At 73.0% G+C, this 14,097-nt stretch carries 13 protein-coding genes; 4 read left to right on the top strand and 9 right to left on the bottom strand.

Annotated features, from left to right (window positions below):
• Positions 1–3 precede the first annotated feature (3 nt).
• A complete protein-coding gene (locus tag H505_RS0114490; protein ID WP_026402586.1) occupies positions 4–1,095 on the top strand; it encodes an adenosine deaminase in 1,092 nt (363 codons plus the stop codon).
• A 7-nt stretch (positions 1,096–1,102) separates the two neighbouring features.
• Positions 1,103–1,741 carry a PH domain-containing protein gene (locus H505_RS0114485; protein ID WP_026402585.1) on the top strand — a complete coding sequence of 213 codons (639 nt, stop codon included), beginning with the start codon at positions 1,103–1,105 and terminating at the stop codon, positions 1,739–1,741.
• Here H505_RS0114485 and H505_RS0114480 read toward each other — a convergent pair.
• The 3 genes from H505_RS0114480 to H505_RS0114470 are packed head-to-tail and all read right to left on the bottom strand — an operon-like array spanning position 1,734 to position 4,657.
• Entirely contained in the window at positions 1,734–3,359 is a 1,626-nt protein-coding gene (locus H505_RS0114480; RefSeq protein WP_026402584.1) for a phospho-sugar mutase, read from the bottom strand. The genes H505_RS0114485 and H505_RS0114480 overlap by 8 nt on opposite strands.
• Positions 3,356–4,156 (bottom strand): purine-nucleoside phosphorylase, encoded by an 801-nt coding sequence (locus H505_RS0114475; RefSeq protein ID WP_026402583.1) that lies wholly within the window; start codon positions 4,154–4,156, stop codon positions 3,356–3,358. Before H505_RS0114475 ends, H505_RS0114480 begins: the two co-directional genes overlap by 4 nt.
• Before the next feature lie 33 nt (positions 4,157–4,189).
• Entirely contained in the window at positions 4,190–4,657 is a 468-nt protein-coding gene (locus tag H505_RS0114470) for a gamma-glutamylcyclotransferase (protein ID WP_026402582.1), read from the bottom strand.
• A gap of 99 nt (positions 4,658–4,756) precedes the next feature.
• Between H505_RS0114470 and H505_RS0114465 the strand changes: the two genes are divergently transcribed.
• Positions 4,757–6,142, top strand: a complete 1,386-nt coding sequence (locus tag H505_RS0114465) for an NAD(P)H-quinone dehydrogenase (RefSeq protein WP_026402581.1) — start codon at positions 4,757–4,759, stop codon at positions 6,140–6,142.
• Positions 6,143–6,202: 60 nt separating this feature from the next.
• Here the strand turns inward: H505_RS0114465 and H505_RS0114460 are convergent, their stop codons facing one another.
• Together H505_RS0114460 and H505_RS0114455 are read right to left on the bottom strand one after the other, a co-directional pair.
• On the bottom strand, positions 6,203–7,486 hold the full coding sequence (locus H505_RS0114460; RefSeq protein WP_026402580.1) for an ArsB/NhaD family transporter: 1,284 nt from the start codon (positions 7,484–7,486) through the stop codon (positions 6,203–6,205).
• Between the two features lie 169 nt (positions 7,487–7,655).
• Positions 7,656–8,114, bottom strand: coding sequence for a CBS domain-containing protein (locus H505_RS0114455; protein WP_026402579.1), 459 nt, complete (start codon positions 8,112–8,114; stop codon positions 7,656–7,658).
• 312 nt (positions 8,115–8,426) lie between these two features.
• Between H505_RS0114455 and H505_RS0114450 the strand changes: the two genes are divergently transcribed.
• Entirely contained in the window at positions 8,427–9,077 is a 651-nt protein-coding gene (locus H505_RS0114450) for a response regulator (protein WP_026402578.1), read from the top strand.
• Between the two features lie 76 nt (positions 9,078–9,153).
• Here the strand turns inward: H505_RS0114450 and H505_RS0114445 are convergent, their stop codons facing one another.
• The 4 genes from H505_RS0114445 to H505_RS0114430 form a co-directional block, all read right to left on the bottom strand.
• Positions 9,154–10,143, bottom strand: coding sequence for a sensor histidine kinase (locus H505_RS0114445; protein ID WP_026402577.1), 990 nt, complete (start codon positions 10,141–10,143; stop codon positions 9,154–9,156).
• An 84-nt stretch (positions 10,144–10,227) separates the two neighbouring features.
• Complete coding sequence (locus H505_RS41805; RefSeq protein ID WP_051300668.1) at positions 10,228–10,551, bottom strand: DUF5313 family protein; 324 nt, start codon at positions 10,549–10,551, stop codon at positions 10,228–10,230.
• Between the two features lie 9 nt (positions 10,552–10,560).
• Positions 10,561–11,976, bottom strand: a complete 1,416-nt coding sequence (locus tag H505_RS0114435) for a hypothetical protein (RefSeq protein WP_026402576.1) — start codon at positions 11,974–11,976, stop codon at positions 10,561–10,563.
• Between the two features lie 194 nt (positions 11,977–12,170).
• Positions 12,171–13,937, bottom strand: a complete 1,767-nt coding sequence (locus tag H505_RS0114430) for an acetyl/propionyl/methylcrotonyl-CoA carboxylase subunit alpha (RefSeq protein WP_026402575.1) — start codon at positions 13,935–13,937, stop codon at positions 12,171–12,173.
• Positions 13,938–14,097 lie beyond the last annotated feature (160 nt).

Raw genomic sequence — 14,097 nt, 5'->3', positions numbered from 1 at the left:
GAGATGGACGAGCGGCCTACTCTCGAGGACATCCGGCGCGCGCCGAAGGTGCTGCTGCACGACCATCTGGACGGCGGGGTCCGGCCGGGGACGGTCGTGGAGCTGGCGGAGGCGAGCGGGTACACCGGCCTGCCGGAGACGGACGCGGCGAAGCTGCGGGCGTGGTTCGAGGCGGCGTCCGACTCGGGGTCGCTGGAACGGTACCTCGAGACGTTCTCGCACACCGTCGGGGTGATGCAGTCGGCGGACGCGCTGGCGCGGGTCGCGTACGAGTGCGCGGAGGACCTCGCGGACGACGGGATCGTGTACGCGGAGGTGCGGTACGCGCCCGAGCTGCACACCCGGACGGGCATGCCGCTGGAGCAGGTCGTCGAGGCGGTGCTGGACGGCTTCGCGCGGGGCGGCCGGGACCGCGGGATCCGGGTCGGGGCGCTGCTGACGGCGATGCGGCACCAGGCGCGGTCGAAGGAGATCGCGGAGCTGGCGGTCCGGTACCGGGACGCGGGCGTGGTGGGGTTCGACATCGCGGGGGCGGAGGCGGGGTACCCGCCGACCCGGCACCTGGACGCGTTCGAGTACCTGCAGCGGGAGAACGCGCACTTCACGATCCACGCGGGCGAGGGGTTCGGGCTGCCGTCGATCTGGCAGGCGATCCAGTGGTGCGGCGCCGACCGGCTGGGCCACGGCGTGCGGATCATCGACGACATCGAGGCCGCGGAGTCCGAGCCGCGGCTGGGGCGGCTCGCGAACTACGTGCGCGACAAGCGGATCCCGCTGGAGATGTGCCCGACGTCGAACATCCAGACGGGCGCGGCGAAGTCGATCGAGGAGCACCCGATCGGGCTGCTGCGGAGGCTGCACTTCCGGGTGACCGTCAACACCGACAACCGGCTGATGAGCGGGACGACGCTGTCGGAGGAGTTCGCGAAGCTGGTCGACGCGTTCGGGTACGGCTGGGACGACCTGCAGTGGTTCACCGTGAACGCGATGAAGTCGGCGTTCGCGCCGTTCACCGACCGGCTGGAGCTCATCAACGGGGTGATCAAGCCGGGGTTCGCGCAGCGGAAGTGGAGCGGGACGCGGCCCCTGGCATGATGCGGTCATGACGATTCGTTCCACCGGCGGGCGCGTCGCCGCGTTCGCGTGGCTGGCGTTCGCCGCGCTCAACATCGCGGACCTCGTCTTCGGCTTCACCGGTGACCCCGAGTACTCGCTGATGACGTTCACGATCGCCGCCCTCCTGCTGCTCGGCTGCGGGATCGCCTACACGGTCGGGCTGCGGCCGGCGATCATCGGCGACGACGAGGCGGTGACCGTCCGGAACCCGCTGCGGGACGCGCGGGCGCCGTGGGGCGCCGTGCGGTCGATCGAGGGCAAGGAGGCGATCGTCGTGCGGTTCACCGGACCGGACGGCGACCAGCTGCAGTCCCGCGCGTGGGTGCACCAGACGTCGCCGCGCGCGCAGGCCAAGGCGGAGGCCCGCGCGCGGAAGCAGGACGCGAAGCTGGGCGCGCAGGTCAAGGGCCGCACCCCGGCGGGGTACGCGGCGCAGCGGCTCAACGAGATGCGGGACCGGCAGCGGCCGAAGACCCGGTCGGGCGCGCCCGACAAGGCCGCGGCGGCCGCACGGGACGCCGGGGACGTGCGGGGCTCGGTGTCCTGGTCGGTCCCGGCGGTCGCGGCGCTGGCCGTCCCGGGCGTCGCCGTGCTGGTGTGCTGCGTCCTGGCGCTCGTCAGCTGACCAGCTCGGCGACCCCCCGGCGCAGGACTTCGAGCGCGGTCTCGGCGCGCCTGCGGGCCTCCGCGGTGCCGTCCGAGACGGGCTCCACGACCTCCAGGTAGCACTTGAGCTTCGGTTCGGTCCCGGACGGCCGGATCACCACGCGCGCGCCGCCCTCCAGCCGGAACCTGAGCCCGTCGGTCGGCGGCAGGCCGTCCGCGGGGCGGGCCAGGTCGTCCAACGCCTCGACGGCGCGCCGGCCGAGGCGGGTGGGCGGGGCGGCGCGCAGGCGGGCCATCGTCGCCGCGATCTCCGACAGGTCGTCCACGCGGACCGACACCTGCGCGGTGGCGTGCACCCCGTACCGGCGGGCCTGGTCGTCGAGCAGGTCGAGCAGGGTGCGGCCGGCGCGGGCCGCCTCGGCGGCGAGCGCCGCGACCGCGAGCGCCGCGCCGATGCCGTCCTTGTCGTTGACCGGGACGCCCCGGTCGTCGCCGACGCTGTAGCCGAGCGCCTCCTCGTAGCCGAACACGAGCCGGTCGGCGCGCGTCCCCGCCTTCATGATCCACTTGAAGCCGGTGAGCGACTCGGCGAACCGGACGCCGTGCGCGCGGGCGATCGCCCCGAGCAGCGACGACGACACGATCGTGGTCACGACGAGCCGGTCGTCCCCCGAGGTGTGCCGCAGGACGTGCTCGGCGAGGAGCCCGCCGAGCTCGTCGCCGGTGAGGACCCGCCACCCGGACGGCCCCGGCACCGCGACCGCGCACCGGTCGGCGTCCGGATCGTTCGCGATCACGAGGTCCGCGTCCCGCTCGGCGGCGAGGGCGAGCGCGAGGTCGAGCGCGCCCGGCTCCTCCGGGTTCGGGAACGCGACGGTCGGGAAGTCGGGGTCCGGTTCCGCCTGCTCGGGGACGACGGCGGGCGCGGGGAAGCCCGCGCGGACGAACGCCGCGTGCAGCACGTCGTACCCGACGCCGTGCATCGGCGTGTAGACGATCGAGACGTCGCCGGCGTCGCCGAGGCGGAGCCCGGACACCGCGTCGAGGTAGGGGGCCGGGTCGTGCCGGACGTCCCAGTGCGAGCCGAGCGGCAGCTCGTCGACGCGGCCCACGGCGTCGATCGCGGCGGAGATCTCCGCGTCCCGCGGCGGCACGATCTGCGCGCCGTCGCCCCAGTACACCTTGTAGCCGTTGTCGCGGGGCGGGTTGTGGCTCGCCGTCACCATGACGCCCGCCGCCGCCCGGGACGTCCGGACGGCGTGCGCGAGGACCGGCGTCGGCACCGGTTCGGCGAACACCTCGACGGTGTGGCCCGCACCGGTGAGGACGGCGGCGGTGTCGCCCGCGAACCGGTCCGACTTGTGCCGGGCGTCGAACCCGACGACGACGTGGGAGCCCGCGGGGAGCGTCGCGGCGAGCCCGGCGGCGGCCCGCAGCACCGTGACCCGGTTCATCCGGTTCGGCCCCGCGCCCAGCTCGCCCCGCAGCCCCGCCGTCCCGAACTCCAGCCGGGCCCCGAACCGGTCGGCGAGCGCCCGCTCGTCCCCGGCGTCCAGGACGGCCCGCAGCTCGGCGCGCGTGTCCGGATCGGGATCCTGCGCCAGCCACTCCTCGGCCGCCGCGCGGAAGCCGCTCACAGCTTCGACAGGACGGTCGCGAGGAGGGAGCCCATGCGGCCCGCGGCGGCGCGGCCGGCGGCCAGGACCTCCTCGTGGTCGAGGGGCTCGTCCGACAGGCCCGCCGCGATGTTCGTGACCAGCGAGATGCCGAGGACGTCCGCGCCGCCCCGGCGGGCCGCGATCGTCTCCAGCACCGTCGACATGCCGATCATGTCGGCGCCCAGCGTGCGCAGCATCCGGATCTCGGCGGGCGTCTCGTAGGTCGGGCCGCGGAACGCCGCGTACACGCCCTCCGCGAGCGTCGGGTCGACCTCGCGGGCGAGGGCCCGCAGCCGCCCCGAGTACGCCTCGGTCAGGTCGAGGAAGTCCGCGCCGGCCAGCGGGTTCGCGCCCGTCAGGTTCAGGTGGTCGGAGATCAGCACCGGCTGGCCGACGTGCTGGGTCTCCGGCCGCAGCCCGCCCGCCGCGTTCGTGAGGACGATCGTCCCCGCGCCCGCGGCGAGGGCCGTCCGGACGCCGTGCACGACCGGGTCCACGCCGCGCCCCTCGTACAGGTGGGTGCGGCCGAGGAACACCAGGGCGCGGCGCCCGGCGACGTCCACGACCCGGATGCGGCCCGCGTGCCCCTCGACGGCCGGCGGCGGGAACCCCGGCAGGTCCGTGACGGGGATCTCGGCGATCGGGTCACCGAGCGCGTCGGCGGCCGGGACCCAGCCGGAGCCCATCACGAGGGCCACGTCGAACGCGTCGATGGACGTGCGCGCCCGCAGCTCGTCCGCCGCGGACCGCGCCAAGGTAAAAGCGTCGTTGCTCACAAAGCCGACACTACCGGGGAGTCCGCGCGGCGCTTAACCACCGATCGGGTCATCGCCGATCGACGCGCACGGGCGGTTCCGCAGCTCCTTGACGTAGTCGTCCGGGGCGCCCGCGGCCTCGGCGGCGTCCGCGAGGATGCCCAGGTAGCGCGCCGACGGCAGGCCGCCCTCGTAGTCGTCGAGGACGTACATCCAGCAGAGCGCGTCGCCGTCGAGGGTCTGCACCCGGACGCGGGTCTTCCGGTAGACGCCGAGGGCCGCGCCCTCCCAGCCGTCCAGCTCCTTCTCGTCCCAGCGCGGCACGTCGTAGATCACGACGAAGACCTGCTCGGCGGAGTCCTCGACGACGGTCGCGAGGGCCCCCTCCCAGCCCTTGTCCTGCCCGCCGAAGGTCAGCCGCCAGCCGGCGAGCCACCCGGTGCCGCGCATCGGCGAGTGCGGGGCCCGGAGCGCCATCTGGTCGGGGTCCATGTTGGAGGCGTACGCCGCGTACAGTGCCACGCCGCCCAAGGTACGCCACGCGACGCCGCAGGTCGCCTTGGCGGCGCCGATGGAAGCGGTTGGACTTGTCACTGCGTTGAGTAGGAAAGAATCGGAAGTATGACCCGCATCGTCATCATCGGAGGGGGACCGGGCGGTTACGAGGCCGCTCTCGTCGCGGCGCAGCTCGGCGCCGATGTGACCGTCGTGGAGCGCGACGGTCCCGGCGGGGCGTGCGTGCTGACCGACTGCGTCCCCTCGAAGACGCTCATCGCCACCTCGACCCGGATGGCGGTCATGTCGGAGTCGGAGGCCCTCGGGCTGCGCTTCAGCGGCGGCCCGGACGGGATCGTCGGCGGCCTCGAGGCCGACATGGCCACCGTGAACAAGCGCGTGAAGGACCTCGCGCGGGCGCAGTCGTTCGACGTCGCCGAACGGCTCGCGTACGAGGAGGTGAAGATCGTCCGCGGGGAGGCGCGGCTCGTGGAGCCGCACGTCGTCGCGGTCGGCGACCGCCGCATCCGGGCCGACATCGTGCTGATCGCGACCGGCGCCACGCCGCGCGTGCTGCCCGGCGCCGAGCCCGACGGCGAGCGCATCCTGAACTGGCGGCAGCTCTACGACCTGCCGGAACTGCCGTCCGAGCTGATCGTCGTCGGCTCCGGTGTGACCGGCGCGGAGCTGGCCGGGGCGTACCTGTCGCTGGGCTCGAAGGTCACGCTGGTGTCGTCGCGGGACCGCATCCTGCCGACCGAGGACGCCGACGCCGCGTCCGTCCTGCAGGAGGTCTTCCTGCGGCGCGGCATGAACGTCATGTCGCGGTCGCGCGCGGCGAGCGTGGAGCGGTCCGGGGACGGCGTGATCGTCACGCTGGAGGACGGCACCAAGGTCGAGGGCTCGCACTGCCTGATGACCGTCGGGATGATCCCGAACACGACGGGGATCGGGCTGGAGGACGTCGGCGTCGAGTGCGACGACCGCGGGTTCGTCAAGGTCGACAAGGTGTCGCGGACGTCCGTCCCGCACATCTACGCGTCGGGGGACTGCACCGGGATCCTGATGCTCGCGTCGGTCGCGGGGATGCAGGGCCGGATCGCGATGTGGCACGCGCTCGGCGAGGCCGTCCAGCCGCTGAAGCTCGGGTGGGTCGCGTCGAACATCTTCACCGACCCCGAGGTCGCGTCGGTGGGCGTCACGCAGCACATGGTCGACTCGGGGGAGGTCAACGCCCGGACGGTCATGCTGCCCCTGTTCACGAACGCCCGCGCCAAGATGCAGGGGTTCGAGGACGGCTTCGTGAAGCTGTTCTGCCGCCCGTCCACGGGCATCGTCCTCGGCGGCGTCATCGTCGCGCCCCGCGCGAGCGAACTGATCCTCGGCGTGTCGGTCGCGGTGCAGCAGCACCTGACCGTCGACCAGGTGGCGCACACGTTCGCGGTGTACCCGTCGCTGTCGGGCAGCATCACCGAGGCGGGCCGCCGCCTGATGACCGAGCACGCGTACTGACCGCGCGTGCGCCGATCGGGCACGCCGCGAGGGCGCGCCCGATCGGCGGAAGCGGTGGCGCTACGTGAAGTAGCGCAGGGCCACGTAGACCCAGGCCATCAGCGTGCTCAGCAGGGTGACGATGATGCCGTACTTGGTGAACTGCCAGAAGCTGATCGGGTGGCCGCTCTTGGCGGCGATCCCGATCGCGACCACGTTGGCGCTCGCCGCGATGGCCGTCCCGTTGCCGCCGAAGTCGGCGCCGAGCGCGAACGCCCACCACAGCGCCTCGCCGGTCGCCGGGTCGGCGCCCGCCACCATGCCCTCCACGATCGGCGCCATCGTCGCCGTGTAGGGGATGTTGTCGAAGAACGCGCCGAAGACGGCCGAGCCGAACAGCAGGCCGGTCGCCGCGACGAAGTAGTTGTCGCCGACCGTGTCCGCCGCCCAGGTCCCGATGTTCTCGATCACGCCGGTGTGCCCGAGGCCGGCGACCATGACGAACAGTCCCGTGAAGAAGACCAGCACGGGCCACTCGACCTCGCGCATGACCTCCGAGACGTCCGCTTTGGAGACCAGCAGCATCACGCCCGCGCCGATGAGCGCGACGATCGACGGCTCCACGTGCAGGACCGAGTGCAGGCCGAACGCGACGATCACGCCGCCGAGGACGACCAGGCACCGGATCAGCAGCCCGGTGTCGGTGATCGCCTTCCGCTCGTCCAGCGACATCACCTCGGCCGCGTACTCCGGGTTGTACGTGAAGTCCTTGCGGAACAGCACCCGGCACAGCAGGACGAACGCGACGAAGATGAACACCACGATCGGCGTCATGTGCACGAGGAAGTCGTTGAACGTCAGCCCCGCCCGGCTGCCGATGATGATGTTCGGGGGGTCGCCGATGAGGGTGGCGGCCCCGCCGATGTTCGACGCCAGCACCTCGGCGATGAGGTACGGGATCGGGGAGATCCGCAACCGGTTGCAGACGACCACCGTCACCGGCGCCACCAGCATGATCGTGGTCACGTTGTCCAGGAACGGCGAGGCGACGGCCGTGATGAGCATCAGCAGCACCATGAGCCGGTACGGCTTGCCCTTCGACCGTTTCGCCGCCCAGATCGCCAGGAAGTCGAACACGCCGGTGTTCTTGATGATCCCGACGATGACCATCATGCCGAGCAGCAGGAAGATGACGTTCCAGTCGATCCCGTCGTGCTCGGAGAAGAAGACGTCCGCGCCGGGCGTCAGCCCGAGCACCGTCATCACTCCGGCCGCGATCAGGACGACTTTGACTTTGTCGACCTTCTCCGTCGCGATGAAGAAGAACGCGATGATGAAGACGGCGAGCGCCAGGTAAGCGGTCACCGCGCACCGTCCCGTCCGGCCCGCGCGCCCACCGGACGCGCCTCACGCGACGTGCGGGCCCCGTGCGGCCGCACGGGGCCCGCGGCGGTCCCCGTGCCGGACGCCGCCCGACGGCAGACGTCGGCCGGCCCCGTGCAGGGGCCGGCCGACGTTGCGCCGAGGACCCCGTCTAGTCGTCCGGCCGCGCGAGCGCGATGGCGGACATGAGCCGGTCGAGCGTGACCGCGCCGGCCAGCAGGCCCGCGTCGTCCACCACCGCGACCAGCGGGCTGCGCTGCCGCGCCATGAGGGTGGCGATCTCCAGCAGAGTCGCCGACTTCTTCACCATGACCGGGCGGGGAGTGTGCGTTCCTATGCACTCGCTCACCGTCATGTCCTGGATCTCGTGCCAGAACACGTCCGCGTGCGCCTCGTCCACGGTGCGGGTCAGCGCCGTGTCCTCCTGGTAGGCGACCGGCACCGCCAGCCGCAGGACCTGCGTCCCGGGCAGGACGACCCGGGGGCGCTGCCGTTCGTCCAGCACGATCAGACCGGGCAGCCGGCCGAGCGCCATGACCTGTATCGCGTGCGCGATCGAGTCGTTCATCGTCACGGTCGGCACCTGGATGGCGATGTCCCGCGCTAGCATGACGTCCTTTCGGCTCCCGGAGAGCCTGGTTCTTCGGGCTGATAGGTCCCTCCTCCTCACGCCGGGGACGGTCCCGTCGCAGGACGATGGCCTCTTGGGAGCCTTGAGCGGAGGGCGGTGCCCGCCGCCGAGTCGCTGTGCCATATGTCCGCCCCTTTCTGCGTACACTGCCCAGTTTTCTCGGCGGTGGATCTCATCGTTATCGGGAGTAACACCCACATCTGCCTGGTTGGAGCATGTATCTCCAGGCCGAACGGGGGCGGTTCGGGGGGGTGCGCGCCTAGGATGGAGGCGGATACCGGAGGTGATCGGTTGCACGCTCGGGAGTCCGCCACCCGCATCCTGCTGGCCGACGACCACGCGCTGATCCGCCGCGGGCTGCGGGTGATCCTGGACGCCGAACCCGACATGACCGTCGTCGCCGAGGCCGGCGACGGGGCGGAGGCGATCAACGCGATCGCCGCCACCGAGGTGGATCTGGCGATCCTGGACATCGCGATGCCCCGCATGACGGGCCTGCAGGCCGCACGGGAGATCGCTGCCCGCTTTCCGGGCGTCAAGATGCTCATGCTGTCGATGTACGACAACGAGCAGTACCTGTTCGAGGCGCTGAAGGCCGGCGCGTCCGGGTACGTGCTGAAGTCGGTGGCCGACCGCGACCTGCTGAACGCGATCCGCTCGGCGACGCACGGGGAGTCGTTCCTGTACCCGGGGGCCGTCACGCTGCTCGTCCGCGAGTACCTGAACCGGGCGCGGGACGGGGAGGAGCTGCTCACCCCCCGCGAGGAGGAGATCACCAAGCTGATAGCCGAGGGGCACTCGTCCAAGGAGATCGCCGAGATCCTCACGATAAGCGTGAAGACCGTCGACCGGCACCGCGCGAACGTGCTCGGCAAGCTCGGCATGCGCGACCGCGTCGAGCTGACCAAGTACGCCATCCGCGTCGGGCTCGTCGAGCCCTGACCCCCGGTCCCGGCGCGGCCCGGGGCGGCCGGGGCGGCCGGGGCGGCCGTGCGGGGCGGGAGCACCGGTCGCCACGTCAGTCCCGCACCGGGTCCTGCCTGCGGCGCGTGCCTTTCGGCGGGACGACCAGCCGCACCTCGGTGCCGCGGCCCCCGGCCGCCGGGCCGATCGACAGCTGCGCGCCGACGAGCATCGCGCGCTCCCGCATCCCGCGGATGCCCGCCCCGGCCCGTTCGGGCGGGCCGCAGCCGTCGTCCGCGACGCGCAGCACGAGGGTGCCGTCCGCCTCCTGCCGCAGGCACAGCTCGGCGTGCTCCGCGCCGGCGTGCCGCCACACGTTCGTCAGGCTCTCCTGCGCGATCCGGTAGACGACGAGCTCGACGTCCGCGCCGACCCCGGTCAGCCCGGTCTGCACGTCGCGGGTGACGTGCGGCCCGCCGGAGAAGTCCGCGGGGAGGGCGATGAGCGCGCTGGTCAGGCCCAGGTCGTCCAGGACGCCCGGACGCAGCCGCCGGGCGACGTGCCGGACCTCGTCCAGGCTCGACCGGACGACCTCCAGGACGCCGCGCAGCTCCTCCGCGACCTCGCCGGGCGCCCGGTCGGCCACCGACTTCAGCTCCAGCAGCGCGACGGTGAGCGTCTGGCCGATCTCGTCGTGGAGCTCCTGGGCGATGCGGCGCCGCTCGGCCTCCTGGGCGTCCAGCACCATCGCCGTCCCGGTGCTGCGGTCGACCTCCAGGCGGTCGAGCATGGAGTTGAACTCGTCGACGAGGTGGAGCAGGTCGCCGCTCTCCTTGGTCGCGAGGCGGTCGCCGGAGCTCAGCGAGTCCATCCGCGCCATCAGCGTGGTGAGCCGGCCCAGCGGCGCGAGGCTGGCGCGCAGCAGCAGCGCGTTCGCCAGCATCATCACGGAGAGCCCGACGAGCAGGACGGGCAGTTCCCGCAGCAGCACCATCGAGGAGATGGTGACGGGCGCCAGCGCGAGGGTCGCGGTGCCGAGCGCGAAGATCAGCCCGTTGATGCCGAGGATGCGCCAGTACAGTGCCGGGACGGGTGCCGTGCTCATGCTCTCACCGTATGCGGGCCTTCGCCGCATCGCTCCCCGCCGCGGGAGGACGGCCGCCCGGCGGCCGCCGCCGGGCGCCGCGCGTCACCGCGGGCGGGGCGGTTCGGCGATGCCGTGCCGCCGCAGCCGGGACCGGCGCAGCTCGTCCGCGGTGACCGCCACGGCGAGCAGGCTCGCCGCCAGCGCCATCAGCGGCACCGACACGTGCACCCACCAGGGGCCGGGCAGCGCCGCCAGCACCGCGCACACCGGGATCATCAGGCACACGTGCCGCCACAGCAGGCGGCCGCGCCACCCGGCGTCGGTGAGCTCGTGCCGGACCCAGTCGCGGTTGCCGGGCGGCAGCCGCAGCCCCAGCGTGTACCGCACCTGGCCCCACGGCCCGGGGTCGCCTGGGATGCGCGCCATCGCGGCCCCTCAGAAGCCCCCGAAGTCGCCGAATCCGCCGCCGCCGCCGAAGTCGCCGCTGCCGAAGTCCCAGCCGCCGCCGACGTCGCCGCCCTCGCCGCCGAACCCGCCGGACATGTCGCCGCCGTAGCCGCCGAACCCGCCGGACATCATCGAGCCGAGCATGGTGCCGACCATCAGGCCGCCGAGCAGGTCGAACCCGCCGTAGCCGTAGTAGTACCCGCCCGCGTACGGCGCGTACGCCGGGCCCGCGTTGTAATAGGGCCGCCGCCCGCCGTGGTACGGGACCATCCGGACGTCCGGTTCGGCGCCGTGCAGCACCGCGTGGGCGTCCGCCCCGCACGCCGGGACGGACCGGGCCGTGCCGCCCGGCGGCGCCCACACGACGTCCTGGACGGACGGGCCGTGGTTCGGGTTGAAGAAGCACGGGGCGCGCCGCTCCGGCACCTCGTCGCCCGCGAGCCGGGCCCGGGTCGCGAGCATGAAGAACCGGCCGTCCTCCAGCGCCCGCGTGACGTCCTGCATCTCCTCGGGGCGCGCGGCGCGGTCCGTCGCCCGCTTGGCCTCGTCGTAGGAGTTCATCGCGCGCTCGTAGTCGGCGCGGATCGCCGGGTCGAGCTTCTTGTCCATGACGTCGAGGTCGAGCCGGGCGATGTCCTCGCCGAGGAGCGTGACGTCCTCCTGCACGCCTTCCTTGAGCTCCGCCATCTCGCGGGCCTGCCGCTCCTGCCGCCGCCTGCGCGACACGAGGAACACCGACATCGCCGCCGCGACCAGCGCGATGACCAGGCCCAGCATCACGTACCCGACGGTCGCCGCCGACGCGGAGTTCTCGTCGACCCGCTGCTCGGCGCGCTCGCCGAAGTCGATGATGCGGTCCTTGAGCGGCTGGCCGTTGGTGCGGGTGATGATCTGGTTGATCTCGCCCTCGTCGAGGTTCTTCGAGATCCCCGCCATCAGCCGCCCGTTCGCGGTGACGCCGACGTAGGTCTCGCCCTCGCCGACGCGGTTCGCGACGGACACGAGCATCTGCCCCATCTGCTGCTGGGTGATGCCGTCGTCGACCACGACCGCGCGGACGTCGGCGTCGCCGAGCCCGTTCAGCGCGGACTCGACCTGCTGCCGGTCCGCCGCGCTCAGCGCGTTCCCGGCGTTGCTCGTGACGTACAGCCGCGAGTCGACCAGCCCGTTGGCGATCTGCCCGACGGTGTCGGCCGCCCGCGCGGGCGCGGCCTGCGGGGCCTGCGGCGCGGCGTGCCGGACGGTCGCGGCGGCGGCGACGTGCTGCACGGACGCGGCGGGACGCGCGGTGTCGGGGGTCGAAGCGGCCGCGGGGGCGGCGAGGCCGGCCACGACGACGCCCGCCACGAGCACGGGGAGCGCGGCGCGGCGAGCCGTCCGGGCGGTCCGGTTGTCGGAGCTCATGTCTCTAGTCTGCCTCGTCAAAGAGCCAGACAATCAGCTCGTCATGGTCCTTTTCGGAAAATCCCGGACCGGTGCGGAGGCGGCCCGCTACCCACCGCGACGGCCGGTGCCGGTTCCCGGGCCGGAAGCGCGACCGGGTGCCGCCCCCGCGGGGAACGGCACCCGGATCGCGTATCGCCGAGCGGCGCCGGACGTCAGTCCTTGATGTCGCAGATGGACGCGCCCGCCGTGACCGTCTGGCCGACCTCGGCCGACAGGCCCGTGATCGTCCCGGCTTTGTGCGCGGTGAGCGGCTGCTCCATCTTCATCGCCTCGAGCACCACGACCGTGTCGCCCGCCTCGACGGCCGCGCCGTCCGCGGCGACGATCTTCACGATCGTGCCCTGCATCGGGCTGACCAGCGAGTCGCCGGACGCCTGCGCGGCCGCGCCCTTCTTGCCCGCGCGGCGCTTGGCGGGCGCCTGCCCGGCCGCGGCGCCGCCGGCGGCCGACGCGCCGAGGCCCGCCGGCAGGACGACCTCGACGCGCTTGCCGCCGACCTCGACCGTGACCCGCTCCCGCTCGCCCGCGGCCTCCGCGTCGGCCGGGACCGCGTCGAACGGCGGGATCGTGTTGTCGAACTCCGTCTCGATCCACCGGGTGTGGACGGCGAACGGCTCGGCGTCGTCCGCGGGGACGAACGCGGGGTCGTCCAGCACCGCCTGGTGGAACGGCAGGACGGTCGGCATGCCGTCGATCGTGAACTCGGCGAGGGCGCGGCGCGCGCGCTCCACGGCCTGGCGGCGGGACGCGCCGGTGACGATCAGCTTCGCGATCAGCGAGTCGAACGCCTGCGGTACCGTCTGCCCGGACACGTACCCGGAGTCGAGCCGGACGCCCGGCCCGGTCGGCGGGTCGAACGCGGTCAGGGTGCCGACGGCGGGCAGGAAGCCGCGCCCGGCGTCCTCGGCGTTCAGCCGGAACTCGATCGAGTGGCCGCGCAGCTCCGGGTCGCCGTAGCCGAGCTCCTCGCCGTCGGCGATGCGGAACATCTCCCGGACCAGGTCGACGCCCGCGACCTCCTCGGTCACCGGGTGCTCGACCTGGAGCCGCGTGTTGACCTCGAGGAACGAGATCGTCCCGTCCTGGCCGACGAGGAACTCGCAGGTGCCCGCGCCGACGTACCCGGCCTCCTTCAGGATGGCCTTCGAGGAGGTGTACAGCAGTTCGAGCTGCTCCTCCGACAGGAACGGCGCCGGGGCCTCCTCGACGAGCTTCTGGTGGCGGCGCTGGAGCGAGCAGTCGCGGGTGGACACGACGACCACGTTGCCGTGCTCGTCGGCCAGGCACTGCGTCTCGACGTGCCGCGGCTTGTCCAGGTACCGCTCGACGAAGCACTCGCCGCGGCCGAACGCGCCGACGGCCTCCCGGACGGCCGACTCGTACAGCTCCGGGACCTCCTCGAGCGTCCGGGCCACCTTGAGCCCGCGCCCGCCGCCGCCGTACGCCGCCTTGATGGCGATCGGCAGCCCGTGCTCCTCCGCGAACGCGACGACCTCGTCGGCGCCCGACACCGGGTCGGTGGTGCCCGCGACCAGGGGAGCGCCGACCTTCTGCGCGATGTGCCGCGCCTGCACCTTGTCGCCCAGCGCGGTGATCGCGGCGGGCGGCGGCCCGATCCAGGTCAGCCCGGCGTTCCGCACGGCGGACGCGAAGTCCGCGTTCTCCGCCAGGAAGCCGTAGCCGGGGTGGACGGCGTCCGCGCCGGCCTCCGCCGCGATCTTCAGCAGCTTCTCGATGTCCAGATAGCTCTCGGCCGCCGTCGAGCCGCCGAGCGCGTACGCCTCGTCCGCGACCCGCACGTGCAGCGCGTCCAGGTCCGGCTCGGCGTACACGGCGACACTGGCCAACCCTGCGTCGCTACAAGCACGGGCAATGCGGACCGCGATCTCGCCGCGGTTGGCGATCAGGACCTTGCGCACGTGGGTCTCCTCCCTCAACCTCGCACCGCGCAGTCTAGATAATCGCCGTTTGAGGTTTTCGTAAGCCCCTCCTTATAGGGGGCCGACCGCCGTGTTCACGGGGGTTGAGGGGGTTTTCGCGTGTCCCGGCCAGCGGGACCGCCGGACGCGCGGAGGGCCC

The organism is Actinomadura rifamycini DSM 43936 (genome assembly GCF_000425065.1).
Classification (GTDB): Bacteria; Actinomycetota; Actinomycetes; order Streptosporangiales; family Streptosporangiaceae; genus Spirillospora; species Spirillospora rifamycini.
The sequence above is the reverse complement of the archived record's forward strand: the minus strand, read 5'-3'. Positions and strand labels throughout refer to the sequence as shown.

Coding starts and splice junctions, on each gene's coding strand:
- H505_RS0114465 (WP_026402581.1), top strand. CDS start 4,757: ATGACCCGCATCGTCATCATCGGAGGGGGACCGGGCGGTTACGAGGCC.
- H505_RS0114445 (WP_026402577.1), bottom strand. CDS start 10,143: ATGAGCACGGCACCCGTCCCGGCACTGTACTGGCGCATCCTCGGCATC.
- H505_RS0114435 (WP_026402576.1), bottom strand. CDS start 11,976: ATGAGCTCCGACAACCGGACCGCCCGGACGGCTCGCCGCGCCGCGCTC.
- H505_RS41805 (WP_051300668.1), bottom strand. CDS start 10,551: ATGGCGCGCATCCCAGGCGACCCCGGGCCGTGGGGCCAGGTGCGGTAC.
- H505_RS0114455 (WP_026402579.1), bottom strand. CDS start 8,114: ATGCTAGCGCGGGACATCGCCATCCAGGTGCCGACCGTGACGATGAAC.
- H505_RS0114490 (WP_026402586.1), top strand. CDS start 4: ATGGACGAGCGGCCTACTCTCGAGGACATCCGGCGCGCGCCGAAGGTG.
- H505_RS0114485 (WP_026402585.1), top strand. CDS start 1,103: ATGACGATTCGTTCCACCGGCGGGCGCGTCGCCGCGTTCGCGTGGCTG.